The following is a 17940-nucleotide window of genomic DNA, read 5'->3' as shown; positions in this document are numbered from 1 at the left end:
ATCTTATTGAACAAACAGTTACATTGAATTAAAAAATAATACCACAGAATTCATCAAATTAATGAGTTTAAGAAAATACATAGTAAGGTTGTTTTTGTTTTTAGTAACCAGTTCTGTTTTTAGTCAGGGGCAGGAAAGTAACAATAAGAACATAAAATTTAAACATATTTCGTTAAATAAGGGGCTGTCGCAGAGCTCTGTGCTTTGCATTCTACAGGACAGTAAAGGGTTTCTGTGGTTTGGTACTAGAGATGGCTTAAATAAGTTTGATGGTAATGGGTTTACAATATTTAGGCATAATTCTCAAGACACGACCAGTTTAAGTCATAGTTTGATAAAAACGATATATGAAGATGAAAAAGGCGATTTATGGATAGGGACCATTGATGGATTAAACAAATACATTCCTGAATCCAATACATTTCAAAGATATTATTTTACTGAAGAAGATGTTTCCGGAAATAATGAGATTTGGAGCATCGTTGAGGCAGATGATACGCATTTATGGATAGGAACAAGCTCAGGCTTAAAAAAAATGAATATTAAAGAAGGCCATTTTGTACCCTATAATTATACAGATACTGATGCGTTATTATTTACTAACCCTACCAGAGCATTATTAAAAACTAATGACAATACATTATGGATTAAAACAACAGAAAATATTGGTGTGTACAATACCCATACGAATACTGTTAAGCACTACCTTTACCCCGAAAATTCACCAGTAGAACTTAATAAGAATAACGTTTCTACACTTTATCAAGATAAAGAGAAAAATATTTGGCTTGGATTTAAAAATGGTTTAGCGATCTTAAATACAGAAAGGGATGTTTTTGAGTTTTTTAGAATAAAATCTAAAGATGAAAATAAAATAGCCGTAGATGTTCGGAGCATTTGTGAAGATTATTTAGGGAATTTATGGGTAGGAACTTATAAAGGACTTTATATTATAAACCCATCAAAAAGTGCTGTTTCGTATTTTACTCATGATGAAAATAACCCTTATAGTTTAAGTCAGAATTCAATTTATAATGTTACAGAAGATACTAAAGGGGATATATGGATTGGAACCTATGCGGGGGGAGTAAATTACTATGATAGAAATTATGATTTATTCAAACATTTCTCTGCAGGGATAAATGATACTAAATTAAATTATAAGGTGGTAAGTTCCATTATTGAAGATACTAACGATAATTTATGGATAGGGACCGAAGGAGGAGGTATTAATTTGTATAATAAAAGAAAAGGTAGGTTTAAATACATTACCAATAGTGATTCCCCAAGTAGCTTAAGTACTAATAATGTAAAAGCTATGATAAAAGACCATGAGGGAAATTTTTGGATCGGAACACACGATGGAGGTCTTAATTTTTTAAATCCCCAAAAACAACCTTTTGCGTTTAAAAGATATGTCAATAACCCTAAGGATAGCAATAGTATTAGCGACAATAGGGTTATTGCGCTCTTAGAGGATAACCAGAATAACATATGGATTGGAACGTCTGGCGGCGGGATTAATATTTTAGATTATAAAACGAAGTCGATTGCTAGAGTCCAGGATAGTTTAGAAATTACAGGTAAGATTATTTATACCATTTCAAAAACATCCGATAATGACGTGCTGTTAATAGGAGGAAACAAAGGCTTAGCTAAAATTAATATCCATACTAAAAAGTTATCTTCAATTGATTATCTAGGAGATAATACGACCTCACATGCATCTAGGGCAGTCCTTTGTACTTATGAAGATAAAGATAACAATATATGGATAGGAACCGAGGGTGGTGGTCTGTATCATTATAATACGACCACAATGAAGGCTGTTAACTATGGAACATCACAAGGCTTGCCAAATAATATTGTGTATGGAATAGTGCCAGATGACGATAACAATATTTGGTTGAGTACCAACCATGGGTTAAGCAGAATTAATTTACAATCCTTTCAAATTAAGAATTTTAATGAACTTGATGGTTTACAAAGCAAGGAGTTTAATTATGGAGCCTATTTAAAAAATAAGAAAGGAGAACTATTATTTGGAGGGACTAATGGGTTTAATGTTTTTAATCCAAAGGCTATTAACGAAAATACCTTTGTTCCACCAGTTTCTATTACTTCCATTCAGGTAAATAATAAACCTTATCTTAACATTACAGATGCCATAGAAGAAGTGGTGCTAAAACACAATCAAGATGTTTTTAATTTTGATTTTGTAGCGTTAAGTTATTCGCAACCAAGTAAAAATCAATATGCTTATAAACTGGAGGGATTTGATGCAGACTGGAATTACATTGGAAATAAAACATCGGCAACCTATACAAACTTAGATGATGGCACATACCTTTTTAAAGTCAAGGCCTCTAACAATGATGGGCTTTGGAATGAAAAAGGAGATGCTATTAAGGTGACGATACTTCCTGCACCTTGGAGAACATGGTGGGCATATTTAATCTATACCTTAATAATTACAGGGATTATTCTGCAAATACGAAAATATAGTTTATTAAGGATAAAAGAGCGGAATGAATTAAAGCAAGAACGCCTTGAAAAAGAGCGTATTGAAGAAGTAAACAAGATGAAGCTTCAACTGTTTACCAATGTTTCACACGATTTTAGAACGCCACTAACACTTATTATTGGGCCTTTGGAGCGTTTGTTGAAAATGGAAAGTAAAAACGCTTTTGTTCGTAAACAGCATGAAATTATGTACAGAAACGCCAGTACATTGATGGAGTTAATTAATCAATTATTGGATTTTAGAAAAAACGAATCAGGGAAACTACAACTATCTGCTTCAAAAAATAATATTGTCCCGTTTGTAAACAATATAAAAATAGCATTTGATGAGCTAGCAAATACCAAGGATATTAATTTTACGTTTAGTGCTTCCAGCGAGGATATTAAGGTTTGGTTTGATAGTACTAAACTCAAGAAAGTTATCTTTAACTTATTATCTAACGCTTTCAAGTTTACCCCAAATAATGGGGAAATTTCATTAAAAATAACAACCTATAAGGATACGGCAGGAAAAGGATATGTTAAATTAAAAGTAAAAGACAATGGGAAAGGCATCCCTAAAAAAAATGTCAAATTTATATTTGATAGGTTCTATCAATTAGGTGAGCGTTCTGGAACAGGAATAGGCCTTGCTTTAACTAAAAGTTTGGTCGAATTGCATCAAGGTATCATTAATGTTAAAAGCAAAGAGAAAAAAGGAACAAGCTTTACGGTTCTATTACCTCTTGGAAATGCACACTTGAGCAAAGATCAAATGGTTGAAAATGATGTGAATGCCGTTGAAGATAGTTTGTTCAATCTTGAAAAATCTGTTTATGTCGATAAAGAGATCATCCAGTTAAAAGAAGAAGCCCTAGTAAACAATAATTTATTTGATGCATCACTTGCCTCTATATTGATTGTAGAAGATAATGATGAGGTAAGGGCATTTATTAAAAATATCTTTTTAAACACCTATAATATTTTTGAAGCTGCCAATGGTAAGAATGCTCTTGAAATAGCTAAGACGCACGATATAGATTTGATAATTAGTGATGTTATGATGCCAGTAATGGACGGCATGGAATTGTGCAACGAAATTAAAACGACTATCAATACAAGTCATATCCCAGTTATTCTATTAACTGCGAAAACATCTAAGGAATCACAGCATTCAGGATATCATCTTGGAGCCGATGCCTATGTTACAAAACCATTTGATTCTAATATTTTGGAGGTTAGGGTCGCTAATTTGTTGGCCTCCAGAAAACGTCTTATAGAAAAGTTTAAAAAAGACCTTATTCTGCAGCCAAAAGAGGTAACCGTTACATCGGCAGACGAACTATTCTTAAAAAAGGCAATCGATACCGTAGAGCAAAATTTGTCAAATTCAGAATTTACAATAGCAGAGTTTATTGATGAAATGGGAATGAGCCGTTCTGTATTGTACAGAAAACTTAAAGCATTAACAGGTCAGTCTATTTCAGAATTTATAAGGACCATAAAATTGAAACGCGCTGCCCAATTGATGAAGCAAACCCAAATGACCATTTCCGAAATTGCTTTTGATTTAGGGTTTAATGATTTAAAAAACTTTAGGAAATCGTTTCAAAAACTATTTAATGTACTTCCTTCCGAATATCGAAATACTGGATCACTTCAATAATTTTCCAGTAAAAGAGAGTATAAAAAAACGCTTCAGTTCATCTAATTCTAACCTAATTATACTTTCATCGCTTATATATAGTGTGTTATGGGGAGAATGAACAGTAACCCTCTGTCAATTGGACACTATACCCCCTTATGTAGAGAAATAGGGATCGTACATTTACCCTATGAATTAATTCAATAAAAAACTTAACTAAATAAAATTACCAAGATGAAAAATCAGTTGAAGCTGTTTTCAGCAAAATCTAAAGGTGGTAAATCCATTATTATAGCATTATTATTTATGATGTTATGTGGTTTGTCTACCAGTGCACAGGTTAAAACTGTGAAGGGGACCATAACGGATGAGATAGGGATGCCGCTTCCAGGAGCAAACATCCTTGAGAAAGGGACGCAAAATGGGGTCACTACCGATTTCGATGGTCAATATACAATCCAGGTTACTCCAAGTTCTATAATAGTGATTAGCTATTTAGGGTACAAACCCCAAGAAGTAGTGGTAGGAACGCAAACGAACATTGATGTAAGTTTAACGCCCGATCTTCAGCAGTTAGAAGAAACAGTTGTGATAGGATATGGTTCGGTAAGGAGAAAAGACCTTACGGGCTCGGTAGCATCCGTAAAAATGGATAAATTAATTGAGGCTCCAGTAGCCAATTTCGATCAAGCATTGGCGGGACGCGTTACAGGAGTGCAAGTTGGCTCTGGTAGTGGTGAACCGGGAGCAGGAATGGAATTAACTATTCGAGGAGGTAATACAATTAATGGAGATAATTCACCGCTTTATGTAATTGATGGGTTCATTGTAGAAGACTTTAACCCTGGAATCTTAAATTCTTCAGATATTCAAAGTATTGATATTTTAAAAGATGCATCGGCAACTGCTATTTATGGAGCTCGAGGTGCTAATGGCGTTTTCCTTATTACAACCAGACAATCAAAAATTGGAAAAACAAAAGTTACTTACGAAACGCGTGTAGATGTTAAAAATGTGGCTAATACTTTGGAGGTGCTATCTGCATATGAGGCTGTAAAACTTGCTAACGATATAAACCCCAATTCAGCAGCAACAAAGTTTTTTGTTAATGACGACGGCGCAGTTGTAGGTACTGTTGAAGATTATAGAAACTCGCCTTCAGCTAATTGGCAAGACGATGCGTTTAGGACTGCTTTTACTAAATCACATACGCTTAAAATTGGTAGTGGAAGTGACGTGACTAAACTTAATGCATCACTTAACCTTTTAGATGATCAGGGAACTTTACTTAGATCGGAATACAAAAAAATAAATGGTAGACTAAACTTAAGGCATAAGATTAACGATAAAATTGAAGCAACACTTAACATAATTTATGCCAATACCGAATTACAAGGGTTAGATACAAAAGGGAATGTTGCCTATTCCTTTATGAGAAACCTAATAACATACCCAAATGTAGTAAACAAATTTAAAGATTATGGAGATGCAAATCCTTTATTTGGGATTAATATAGAAGAGTTTGATATAAATAACATCTTTAACTGGCACCCTATATTATCTTTAAAGAACGAATACAGAAATCGTGAAACAAATCAATTTATCTCTAACTTGGCTTTACGGTATAAAGTTACACCAAATTTAACTTTTGAAACCAAGGGAAGCTACAATGGTGATTTTAGAAAAACAGGAATTTTTAATAATAGTAATACGGTCTATGGACGATTAATCAATCCTATTAATGGAATTAATGGTAGTATGGATTATCAAAATTTTAAAACGATATCCAACATTAATACCTTAACATACAACAAGTCATTTGATAAGCATAGTTTAAACGTATTGATTGGGCATTCGGTTAATTCCAAAGAGATAACAAGAACGCTTGTACGAGCTATGGAAATTCCGCAATATGCCGAAAGTCAAGGGATCAATTCATTAGACGAAGGAGTACTTTCTACTACTCAAGATATTAATGGGAGCGAGAAAGAAAGAATCGAATCCTTTTGGGGAAGATTTAATTATAGCTTTAACGATAAATATTTGTTAACAGCATCTATAAGACGTGATGGTTCTTCCAAATTTGCACCAGGGCATAATATAGGGTATTTCCCATCATTGGCAGCATCATGGAAAGCCGAAGAAGAAAAGTTTATTAAGGATTTAGGATTTGTTTCCCAATTAAAATTTAAAGCAGGCTATGGTAAAACAGGAAATGATAGAATCCCTGGAGAAGCTAGATTCGATTTGTTTACTTCCGACCTGGCATCGTATTTTATTAATGGAGTAGAAGTGCTTGGTCAAAGACCAACCTCGGCAGGAGCTAACCCCGATGTTGAATGGGAAACGACAGAACAATATAATGCAGGGGTTGATCTGGGCTTGTTTAATGGACGTATATCTGCTTCTGCAGAAGTCTACGAGAAGACAACAAGAGATTTGCTTATAAATGCCGATACACCACCGTCCCTAGGGATTAGTACTGTATGGAAAAACAGTGGAACGGTACGAAACAGAGGTCTGGAGTTTTCGTTAAGTACAATTAATGTAGATAGCAAAAATTTTAAATGGACGACTGATTTTAATATCTCGTTCAACCAAAATAAGGTTATGTCACTTCCAGAAGGTAAGCCAATATTTGGAAATCCAAGATATTACCAAAGATATAATTCTAATCAGTTTATAGTAGAAGAAGGCCAGCCTTTGGGGAATATGTATGGTTACCTTTCAGATGGAGTCTACCAACCAGAAGATTTTGTTGATTATAACCCTGATGATGCAACCCACACTTTAAATCCGGGACAGCCCGACTACGATGGTGGATCGCCTGTTCGTCAACCTGGAGACGAAAAGTATAAAGATTTAAATGGTGATGGTGTCATTACTGCAGACGATAAAACTGTTATTGGAAATGGGTTGCCAGAACATTTTGGAGGTTTTGGAAATACATTTACCTATAAAGGTTTTGAACTAAGTGCCTTTTTTCAGTGGTCCTATGGTAACGATATTTTAAATGCTAACAGATTGATCTTTGAAGAAATGGCATATTATGCACAAAACCAGTATGCTACAGTAACTAACAGATGGACACCAACCAATCAGAATACAACCATGTTTAGAGCGGGAGGACGCGGGTTCGAAGATGTCTCTTCCAGAGTTGTTGAAGATGGCTCTTATATCCGTTTAAAAACAATAAACCTATCATATAATTTATCTAAGGAGGTTGTTGAGAAATTAAATTTAAACTCGGTGTCTGTTTATTTTGCAGCTCAAAATTTAATTACGTGGACGAACTACAGTGGTTTCGATCCTGATGTGTCAGTTAATAGATCCCCTATTATGCCGGGAGTTGATTACTCTTCTTACCCAATAAATAAGACCTTTAGTTTTGGTTTAAATGTAACATTTTAAAAAAAGAATATGAAATCAAGAATTTTAATATTAATCATAATCAGTTTGTCACTTATTCAAAGTTGTGATGATAAACTGGATATTTTGCCACAAGATGGCATTGGATCTGCAACCCTATATCAAAATGAAGCTGGAGCTGTAGCTGGACTTATGGGGGTGTACAGTCGTATAGTACGTGCTTATAGAGAATCTCGTTTTAATGCTATGTACCCAAGCTCAGGAACCGATGAGGGTTTTGAAAACAGAAGCGTGATCAGGTTTTATTTGGAAAATAGCTTTTCAAGTAACAATGCTCAGATTTTAGATGAGTGGACATTACTGTACGAAGGCGTAAATGCTGCTAATATCATGTTGGTTGAAGTGGCAAATTCTGACGGGCTTACTGAGGCTCAAAAAGCTGTTTTTACAGCCGAAGCTCGTTTTTTAAGAGCCTATTTGTTTTTTGATTTACAAAGAGCCTTTGGTGGTCTTGACGGCATACCCATGCCAACAGAAGAAACGTTAAAGCAATTGTTGCCAAGAACAAAGGGGATAGATGTGTATGCGCAAATTATTGCAGACTTAGAATTTGCCGAACAAAACCTACCTGCTATTCAAGAAACAGTTCCAGGAAGAGCTAGTAAGTCGGCAGCACAGGCATTATTGGCAAGAGTATGCCTGCAAAGGGCAGGAGCTCCTTTTACCAATGATGGTGATTATTATACCAAAGCAAGGAATTGGGCGAAAAAGGTAATCGATAATGGGTATCATGGGTTAAATCCGAGTTATGAAGATGTGTTTAATAAATTGGCACAGGAAGAATACGATACCAAAGAAGTATTGTTCCAAATAGGTTACTTTTTCGGAAATTCAGATCAACAACAATCTGGTAAAATAGGATCCACAATGGGATTTCGGGTTGATGATGGATCATGTAACAATCGTGGTTTTGGCCTCATTTCAGCAACAATAACTTTAACTAATGCTTATAGGAACGATCCGACAGACGAACGAGGGCTTTGGAATGTTTCGCCTTTTTATGTTCCAACCAATAACAGTTGCGAATTTAGAACCTCGTTTAACCAAATGGTATATGCAGCTTCTAAATACAGAAGGTTTTTAGAAAGTGGAGGAACGGGTAGCTATGGGCCACACCATTGGCCAGTATTACGTTATTCAGACGTGTTGTTAATGTATGCTGAAGCTGAAAATGAGTTAAATCCAGGGTCTACAGCAGCATTAGATGCCGTAAATCAAGTAAGGAGCAGAGCTAAAGCAACACCTTTGGCAGGGCCTATTACTGCAGAATTAATTCAGGAAGAACGTCGTTTGGAACTGTGTTTTGAAGGTCTTCGTAAATACGATTTAATTCGTTGGGGCAAGCTACAAGAAAAAATTGATGAAACAGTTACAGCGATGCAAGCAGCAGATGGGGCTGAAAATACAGATTGGGCAATTTACGGAACAGGAACACCTGCTACAAGAACAAACACCTTGTTGGCATATTACTTAGATGGTTATACCAATTATGATAACAATAAACACCAATTACTTCCAATACCGGAACAAGAAATTGGAGGTAATGATTTGGTAACACAAAACCCTAATTGGTAACTAGGTTTAACATAATAAAATAAACTTAAAAGTATGAAAAGCATTAAATATATTTTAACTGTAATAAGCCTCTCAGTAGTAGTTTTACAGAGCTGTGAGGATTACGAAACGGTAGATCAACCAGACTTCGAGGTAACAGTTGTTACCCAAACGGCTAAAGTCGGAGAACCAGTGGAATTTGTGGTAAACAATGCACCTAATTTCTTGAATTTCTATTCAGGAGAATTTGAACATCAATACAAACATAGAAATAGAACCAACGCAGAGGGTACAGTAACAATGTCTTTTTTGAATTCCCAAAAATGGGGGGTAGGAGCAAATGCAACAGGAACATTATCAGTATGGTATTCTAAGGACTATGATGGAACTGGTACGCCTGAAGCTGTTAACAATGCCAATTGGACCGAAATCACAGACAGGTTTAATATCTCAACACTATATGATTTTACATTACAGGAATCCGGTGTTGTTGATATAACTGATTTAGCCGATGGAAACCCTATCTATTTTGGATTTAAGTATTTCTGCGATAATATAGCAGAGCGACCAGCAGAATGGTATTTAGACGATTTAAGTATCAAAATGGATGTAGCAGATGCGCCAGCACCACTTACAGTGGCTACAGAAAGTAATCCTGGCTTTACACCTGCCGATGTACAAGGGGTTGTAAGTGGTTGGAATGCAAATAAATGGTATTGGGATAGTGATAAAGGGTTATGGAGAATGAGAGGACAAGTTAAAGTAGACGGATTGTGGGTAATTAATGAAGATTGGTTAATTACCAACGCCATTAATTTAACAGCAGTTAATCCCGATGAAGGAAAAACTATAAAAACCTACTCAACCAAGTTAGACTCATTTACCCATATTTACGAAAACCCAGGAACTTATACAGTAACTTTTGTGGGCAATAATACAACCGTTTATGGTAGTGAAGAAAAAGTTGAAGAATTTACAATTACAGTAAGCGAGTAAATCATAATTAATAGCGATAAAAATCCCAACAAGAATACATGTTCTGTTGGGATTTTTTATGTTCTATAGTTAAAAAAAAGCCACGATAATTAGAAACTGAAACCAATATGAAGTTCTAAAATTGAACAAGTATCCCCTTTCTAAAGAATAGGTGCCCCCTCTTCAAATAATCGGGTGACCTGTAAATTTACTTGTGTAAAAATTAATTGATTATCTAATCTTTAAAACAATTCTCTCATGAAAAAAATTACATTATTATTGTTGTTTAACCTAATTGTGATTTCATCGTTTTCACAAACTATTTATTACGAAGATTTTAGATACGAAAACGAAGATAGGGGCTTTACAGTTCAGAAAGTTGCTCTGGGTGGGCAAGATGCAACTGAAATAGGTAAAAGGGTAAGCGATATTGTTGATGCAGGTGATTCAAGCCCAATATTTGATGAAAGCTCTAGACCAGGAACCAGAGTGCCTAATGGAACAACTAGGGATCAAAAAACAATTTCATTTAAAAATGTGTCCGAACCTGTTGCAGATACTTTTTTGAATCATGAAATAGAAGCTTGGGCATTAATGACTAGCCAAAATCTTTCTTCGGCAAATGTGCCAACTGTTTCATTTTGGACCCAACAACGATTTGTAATTGGAGGTGGAGCAACACTTACGATTTGGGTTTCTGAAGATTATGTTCACGGAAACCTTCCTAGTACGGCCACATGGACCAATGAAACAGGGAACATTACAGGGAGTATTGCAACATCAGATATATCAGATCAAGTTTATGTACATGGTCAATTGGATTTGTCTGATTATACCGGTTCATCTGTTACTGTTGCATTTAAAGTTGTTACCGATGGTTCGGCTTATAATGCAGGGGTTAGCCAACATGGAACATTTTATATTTCAGACGTGAGGTTTGACGCAACACCTCAAGACGTTGCCAATGGCGCATTTTCCGCTTTAAATACAAGCGCATCTGGGCAGCCCAATATATTCAACACGCCAAGCGCTTCTATTTCAGAATCTAATTTTTCCAATACAAGTAAATGGGCAGATGTTTTAACGACAACAACATCGGTTCCTAGGCTGGCAAGCGGCGCGTTAATCCCTGTCGAAGAAGGTTACAAGTTTGAAGTGTCCGAAATATACAATCCGATATTGGTTACTGAAGTAAGGTTTAAACTGGTAAATGGGCATAGTACAAAAGGGGCGCCAGATGATTCTACTTGGAAAGTCCAGGCAAGTAACAACGACAGTAATTGGGTAGATGTAAGCGCACCAATTGTCGCGCAAAGTTCAGTTCATGGCGTAGAGACGGCTGTTTCTTTAACAGCATCGGAACCATATAGATATTACCGTTTTGTTTTAGCGGGATCTTGGACACCCAACCAGGCCTATACAGCATTACAGCAACTGGATTTTACTGTGGATGATTCCTCATTGTCTATTGAGGATAATGTTTTAAATAAAAGTATTGCTGTATACCCAAATCCAGCAAATAGTATTTTGAACATAAATAAATTAGATGCCAGTATCAATGTTAAAAGTGTAAGTTTTGTAAGTGTTGTAGGAAAGGTTGTTTATAGCAATACTTCCATAAAACCTATAAACGTAAGTGCTTTTTCAAAAGGCTTATACCTTTTAAGAATTGAATCCCAAAAAGGAGGTGTTACTACTAGAAAAGTTATTGTAAACTAAAAGTATAGTAGCAAAATAAAATAGATTTTTACTTGCTTTAGAGGAGGCTGTCTGAAATGTGCTATAGGAAGACAAGACAAATTACTTTTCAAACAACCTCTTTTAAGTCTTGAAGCTCATAACCAGGGTTTTATAAAAAAAAGAGTTTAAATAACAGAGATGTAAATTTTAAATTTTTAGAAAAATATTCATTTATTAGTGTATTTTGAACTATACCAATAACTATTATTTAGCGGAGCAAATGAAAATAGGTAACCCCAAGGCCTATGATTATTTAATGCATTCTTTTTATCAAAAGTTATGTGCTTATGCTTATACTCTATCTCATGACCATGGCACTGCAGAAGATATTGTTCAGAATGTATTTGTAGAGGTATGGTTAAATAAAAAAAATATCAACCCTGTTTTTTCCATTAAAAACTATTTGTACAAATCTGTTTATAACGAATTTATAAATCAGTATAGAAAAAGCAAACCTGTTTATTGTTTGGAGAAAAAGTATTTGGAGGCTGTAGATATAGAAGTAGAGAACACTTACGATAATTTGGATGAGCTCGTTAAACTGGTTAATAAAGAAATTAACTGCCTGCCACCCAAATGCAGACAGATTTTTTTGCTTAATAAAAAAGAGGGCTTATCACATATTGAAATAGCTGAATATCTAGATGTTTCCATGAAAACCATTGAAGGACACATGACTAGGGGCTTTAAGATTTTAAGAGATAGATTGGATGACAAAATGAAAACGGTTTTTTTTATCCTATTTGGTTAAACCTCAATAACAAAAAGTTTGGCTCATTAACCATAATATACATGCATTATAACTTTGTGAAAATTTAGTGCTCCGACAGCTATAACAGAGCTGTCTAGAAGTGTGTTTCTGCTAGAATATTTTTCCGCCTGTTATATACTAGTAGACAGGTCTCGTTTCAAAAACACGTTTATTACTTTATAGCGTTGCTTGTTAGGAAGCTATTTTAACGTGAATAATGTTTAAGAGTCCTAGTGTCTCTTCGAGGCGGATTGGTAGCAATTAAAGCTGTTGCTCGAAAACTTGCAGAACTTTACTGGAAACTAAATGTAAAGGGACTTGAATTTGTTGAAAAAGGAATTGAGGCATACAAGGCCAAAATGCTACAAAACAAAGAACGCATCTTAATAAAAATGGCAAAAGAATTAGGGTATTCAGTCAATTCAATATCAAGTGTTTAAAAATTACGTCAATGGTAGAGTGAAATTCTGGAAGAATTTAGTACTTCGACAAAGCCCGTATCGAGTTTGTCGAGATGCTCAGTAGAGCTATCGAGAAGTGCTTTTGGTGGGAAATTTATTTGTTTTCGATACACCAAATCACAGATTTGGCACTCAAACTGACATAAATCCCTTATCTATTATTCACGTTATTTTAACAAAACATAAAATATTTTGCTAAAAATAGAGGGGTGTAATTAAATTATACGTAATAAGATATATAAGCTACAGAATGAAGAAGTCCGAAATACAAAAAATAATTGTCAAGTTTATAAATCAAGAAGCTAATAGTAGTGAATTAGAGTCACTAAACAGTTGGTTAAAAAAGGAGAATAACCAATTGTTTTTTAGCCAATTTGTTAAGATCGAATATTTAACGGCCCTTAATATGGGAAACTATAATGTGGATAAAGCAAAAATAACTATAAATGAAAAGTTAAAGAACAGTAAAAGAAAACAGAGAAGTACTTTTTTTAAACGAGTTTCGATTGTGGCTTCGGTTGTAACATTGTTGGGTTTTTCTGTTTTTCATTATATCAATTTTAATAGAGCAAATAATAGTGTGCAAGACCGTACTGCGATTTCAGACATCGATGTAGGGTCGAGTAAGGCTATACTAACTTTAAATAATGGAGAGGAAGTTAGCCTAGGAAAAGACAAAAATTACACTTCAGATAAAGTTAAAAGTAATGGCGAAAAGCTTTTGTATCACCAAGATGATAAACTACGTAACGAACTGTCTTATAATTACCTTACAGTACCTAGAGGAGGAGAGTTTTTTGTTCAATTGGCAGACGGAACAAAGGTTTGGTTAAATTCAGATTCAAAATTAAAATATCCCGAACGATTTAACAGTGGAGAACCAAGAGAAGTAGAATTGGTTTATGGAGAAGCTTATTTTGAAGTATCACCAAGTACAAAGCATGACGGTGATGCGTTTAATGTGATAACTAAAAATCAAGAAGTTAATGTGTTGGGAACGCATTTTAATATTAAGGCTTATAATGAAGATAACAAAATAGCAACGACGCTGGTAGAAGGTAGAGTAAATGTTAAAAATGGAGAGGTAATAAAATTACTGAAACCTAATCAACAGTCTTTAATAAATGCCAATTCCAATGCGATAGAAGTTATAGAAGTAGATGTAATGCGGGAAATAGCTTGGGTGAAAGGGATGTTCTCTTTTAATGAAGAGTCATTGGAAGAGATGATGAAAGTGTTGTCTAGGTGGTACAATGTTGACGTTATTTTTGAATCAACAAAAAGCAAGAACTATCAATTTACCGGTGTTTTGGAAAGAACAAGAACCATTCAAGATTTCTTAGGACTAATTGAAGCGACCAGTGAAGGAGAAGTCCATTTTGAAATAACTGAAAAAAAAGTAATTATAAAATAAAAACAGGAAAAGGCCTCACCTTGGACAGTAACAGCCTTTCTCCTTATGAATTTAATTAAAACGATGTTTAACTAAACCAATGCAAATTTATGAATTTTAAATTTATTAAAAAGAAGAGTCATTCTAGTAATGTGCTCTTAAAATTAATTATGAGATCTTTTGTATTCTTTTTTTGTACACTAACCTTTGCTTTTAATACCAAGAAGGGGTTCTCACAAGATGCAGATATTGTAATTTACAATGACAGGACAGTAAGTGTAAAAAAAGTATTTAAGCTTATCAATGAACAAACAGATTATAAGTTTGTTTACAGACATGATTTGATGAAAGATGCTCCAAAACTATATTTAAAGAAAGGCATTATTAAGGCCAGTACTTTATTGGAAAAATGCTTGTCTCTAGGTAACTTTACTTATGAGTTTACTAATAATAAAACCATAATTGTTAAAAAAAATGTTCCGTCTATCGAAGATGAACTGGATGAACAGACCTTAAAGGTACAGTTTAAAGTTAGCGGAGTAGTAACAGGTAATAATGGAGAGCCACTTCCTGGGGCTAGTATTGTTGAAAAGGGAACAGCTAATGGGACAAGCACCGATTTTGATGGTAAATATACCTTAAGTGTTTCAGGGGAGAACGCAATACTTGTTATCTCTTATATTGGCTATACTACAAAGGAAGTGCCTGTTCAAGGGAATAATGAAATTAATATCCAATTGCAAGAAGATGCTTCGCAATTAGACGAAGTGGTAGTGGTTGGATATGGAACCCAACGTAAGATTGATGTTACGGGGTCGGTATCCAGCATAAAAACAGAAGAGTTAAACAGAGCGCCAGCGCCCAATCTAGCGAACTCTTTGGCAGGTAAGTTAACTGGGGTTGTTACTACCCAAGTAAGTGGGCAACCAGGGTTTGATAATCCCACATTTTTAATTAGAGGGCAGAGTACATTTGGAAACAATTCTCCGTTGGTTATTATAGATGGTATTGTGCGTGGTGGTTCACTTAGCAGAATTAATCCTAATGAAATAGAAAGTATAACCATTCTTAAGGATGCCGCTTCTACTGCTGTATATGGAGCAAGGGCAGCAAATGGAGTGGTATTAATAACCACTAAAAGAGGGGGCGCTGGTAAGGCCAGCTTTGAGTATACAAGTAGCTATAGCTTTGAGAAACCTACTGTAAGACCTAGGTTTATGAATGCTGGAGAATATGCCGAAAATATTAATATAGCGCGTGCTAACGATGGCAACACAGAGCCTAAATATACCGAAGCCGAAGTAGCAGCTTTTAAAAGTGGAACACAGCCCAGTACCGACTGGTGGAATGAAACGACTCAAAAACATGCCATAACCGAAAGGCATGACCTCTCTGCCAGCGGTGGTAGTGAGAAAACAAAGTATTTCTTTTCTGTGGGCTATTTAAACCAGGATGGGTTGCTTAAATCCTCAGGTTATACCTCATACAGTGTACGTTCTAATTTTGATACCCAATTAACGGATAATTTAAAGTTATCGGTAAACTTGGCCGGAAGAAAACAAACCATAAAGCAAACCGGTGCAGGGAATAATAATGGAGCGGCTGTGGTCTTCAACAGGATTGACCAATCTTTACCGACTTATCCGGCGTATATTTTTGGTATAGAACCAGAACGGGTTTTAGGTTTTAATGGTTTAGGTGGTAACCCTATTGGGGACGCTAATTACTCAGGAACCGATAAAAGGTTGGCCCATATTTTTCAAAGTACTTTTGAATTAAACTATCAGGTTAAACAAATAGAGGGACTTTCCTTGACTGCTAGATATGCTTACGATTATGCATTAAATGCCCAAAGCAAGTTTGCTACCACATATAGGTTTTACAATATGGAAACCAATAGCTTTATTGTAGATGATATAAATAGAAACTTGACTGAAGTAAGAAGACAAAGCATGCAAGAAGTCGCTTCGTTTCAAGTGAATTATGCTAAAGCGTTTGGAGACCATAAGTTGTCTGTTTTGGCTGTTGTGGAAAAGGCAAATAACTATGATGACAACTTAAATGGTTTTAGAGATGGATTTGCAACATCAGTACTTCAACAATTGGGAGCTGGAGCTACAGATAATTTAAATAATGGTGGTTCTGCTAGTCAATCGGGACGTCTTGGCTATGTTGGAAGGGTAGACTATAGTTTTGCAGATAAATATTTGTTACAGGCCAATGCCCGTTACGATGGATCGTATAATTTTCACCCAGATCGTCGTTGGGGCTTTTTCCCTGCGTTTTCTGCTGGTTGGGTCATTTCCAAAGAGGGTTTTCTTAATGATTCAAACTTTGTAAACCTTTTAAAGTTAAGAGGGTCTTGGGGGCAAGTTGGTAACGATAGAATTCCAACCTACGAATATTTGGCTACCTATAAGTATAATAATGGCTATGTTATAAACGGAGAGTATCAAGTAGGATTGTTTGATCAAAAAACGGCAAATGAGGACGTGACATGGGAAACGGCAACATCATACAATGTTGGTTTGGAGTTTGACTTCCTTAACCATGCCCTATATGGTGAGGTAGATTATTTTCATAAAAGAACCGAGGATATATTATTGCCAAATGAAGCGGAAGTGCCAGATTCGTTTGGATCAGATTTACCAAATGAAAACTTCGGGATAGTAGAGAACCATGGTGTAGAGTTTTCAATAGGCCATAAAAATACGCTTGGAGATTTTTCATATAATATAGATTTAAATGGAACTTTTGCTAAAAGTGAAATAATTGATATGCGAGAACCTGAAGGCGTGTTGCCTTGGCAAAGACAAACAGGACGATCATTTGGTCAACATAGAGGATTTACCGCATTAGGGATCTTTCAAACACAAGAGGAAATAGACAATTGGTCCGTAGATCAAGATGGCCAGGCTAACGCCACGTTACAGCCAGGAGATCTTAAATATAAGGATCTAGATGATGATGGTTTGCTTAACGATAATGATAGAGGGGTTATTGGCAAAGGTTGGATACCAGAATTTATTTATGGAGCTAATTTAGGAGCCCGTTATAAGAACTTTGAATTGAATGTATTCTTCCAAGGTGCAACAAATATAGAACGAAATGTTAAAAATATACCGTTCGAGTTGGAAACCAATAGTGAAAGTGTATTGATTGATTCCTGGTCACCAACCAATACTGATGCGATCTATCCAAGATTATCAGTGGGATCAGATGCCAACAACCATAAAGATTCTACATTTTGGCTTAAAGATGCCACATATCTTAGATTGAAAAACATTGAATTGGCCTATACCTTATCAGGACTTGAAGGCTTAGATCAATTAGGAGTAGACCACGTAAGAATCTTTGTTTCTGGCAGTAATTTACTAACCTGGAGTAAGATAGATAATAGAGATCCAGAAGGTCCTTCAGGGATCAGAGGCGCATTCTATCCGCAAATGAAGAGCGTATTGTTTGGTTTGAATGTTAAATTTTAAAAAAA

Annotated in this window: 9 protein-coding genes; all 9 read left to right on the top strand. The window is 35.3% G+C overall.

Going from position 1 to position 17940, the window contains the following annotated elements:
• The first annotated feature begins 61 nt into the window (after positions 1 to 61).
• Complete coding sequence (locus tag JF259_RS08255; protein WP_199114843.1) at positions 62 to 4168, top strand: hybrid sensor histidine kinase/response regulator transcription factor; 4107 nt, start codon at positions 62 to 64, stop codon at positions 4166 to 4168.
• A 213-nt stretch (positions 4169 to 4381) separates the two neighbouring features.
• Positions 4382 to 7558, top strand: a complete 3177-nt coding sequence (locus JF259_RS08250; protein WP_199114842.1) for a SusC/RagA family TonB-linked outer membrane protein — start codon at positions 4382 to 4384, stop codon at positions 7556 to 7558.
• A 9-nt stretch (positions 7559 to 7567) separates the two neighbouring features.
• The gene (locus JF259_RS08245; protein WP_199114841.1) at positions 7568 to 9151 is read left to right on the top strand and encodes a RagB/SusD family nutrient uptake outer membrane protein; all 1584 of its coding nucleotides are present in this window, start codon (positions 7568 to 7570) and stop codon (positions 9149 to 9151) included.
• A gap of 33 nt (positions 9152 to 9184) precedes the next feature.
• Positions 9185 to 10126 (top strand): DUF5017 domain-containing protein, encoded by a 942-nt coding sequence (locus JF259_RS08240; protein ID WP_199114840.1) that lies wholly within the window; start codon positions 9185 to 9187, stop codon positions 10124 to 10126.
• Between the two features lie 237 nt (positions 10127 to 10363).
• On the top strand, positions 10364 to 11824 hold the full coding sequence (locus tag JF259_RS08235) for a T9SS type A sorting domain-containing protein (protein ID WP_199114839.1): 1461 nt from the start codon (positions 10364 to 10366) through the stop codon (positions 11822 to 11824).
• A gap of 241 nt (positions 11825 to 12065) precedes the next feature.
• Positions 12066 to 12596: an RNA polymerase sigma factor gene (locus JF259_RS08230; RefSeq protein ID WP_233164171.1), complete on the top strand. Its 531-nt coding sequence runs from the start codon at positions 12066 to 12068 to the stop codon at positions 12594 to 12596.
• A 233-nt stretch (positions 12597 to 12829) separates the two neighbouring features.
• A complete protein-coding gene (locus JF259_RS08225; protein WP_199114837.1) occupies positions 12830 to 13036 on the top strand; it encodes a hypothetical protein in 207 nt (68 codons plus the stop codon).
• 271 nt (positions 13037 to 13307) lie between these two features.
• On the top strand, positions 13308 to 14471 hold the full coding sequence (locus JF259_RS08220; protein WP_199114836.1) for a FecR family protein: 1164 nt from the start codon (positions 13308 to 13310) through the stop codon (positions 14469 to 14471).
• A gap of 149 nt (positions 14472 to 14620) precedes the next feature.
• Positions 14621 to 17935, top strand: a complete 3315-nt coding sequence (locus tag JF259_RS08215; protein WP_199114835.1) for a SusC/RagA family TonB-linked outer membrane protein — start codon at positions 14621 to 14623, stop codon at positions 17933 to 17935.
• Positions 17936 to 17940 lie beyond the last annotated feature (5 nt).

Origin of the sequence: Snuella sedimenti, from assembly GCF_016428595.1 — a bacterium.
Lineage (GTDB): Bacteria > Bacteroidota > Bacteroidia > Flavobacteriales > Flavobacteriaceae > Snuella > Snuella sedimenti.
Note: the sequence above shows the minus strand (reverse complement) of the source record. Positions and strands in the feature narration are given on the sequence as shown.

Coding starts and splice junctions, on each gene's coding strand:
- JF259_RS08235 (WP_199114839.1), top strand. CDS start 10,364: ATGAAAAAAATTACATTATTATTGTTGTTTAACCTAATTGTGATTTCA.
- JF259_RS08245 (WP_199114841.1), top strand. CDS start 7,568: ATGAAATCAAGAATTTTAATATTAATCATAATCAGTTTGTCACTTATT.
- JF259_RS08250 (WP_199114842.1), top strand. CDS start 4,382: ATGAAAAATCAGTTGAAGCTGTTTTCAGCAAAATCTAAAGGTGGTAAA.
- JF259_RS08215 (WP_199114835.1), top strand. CDS start 14,621: ATGAGATCTTTTGTATTCTTTTTTTGTACACTAACCTTTGCTTTTAAT.
- JF259_RS08230 (WP_233164171.1), top strand. CDS start 12,066: ATGAAAATAGGTAACCCCAAGGCCTATGATTATTTAATGCATTCTTTT.
- JF259_RS08255 (WP_199114843.1), top strand. CDS start 62: ATGAGTTTAAGAAAATACATAGTAAGGTTGTTTTTGTTTTTAGTAACC.
- JF259_RS08240 (WP_199114840.1), top strand. CDS start 9,185: ATGAAAAGCATTAAATATATTTTAACTGTAATAAGCCTCTCAGTAGTA.
- JF259_RS08220 (WP_199114836.1), top strand. CDS start 13,308: ATGAAGAAGTCCGAAATACAAAAAATAATTGTCAAGTTTATAAATCAA.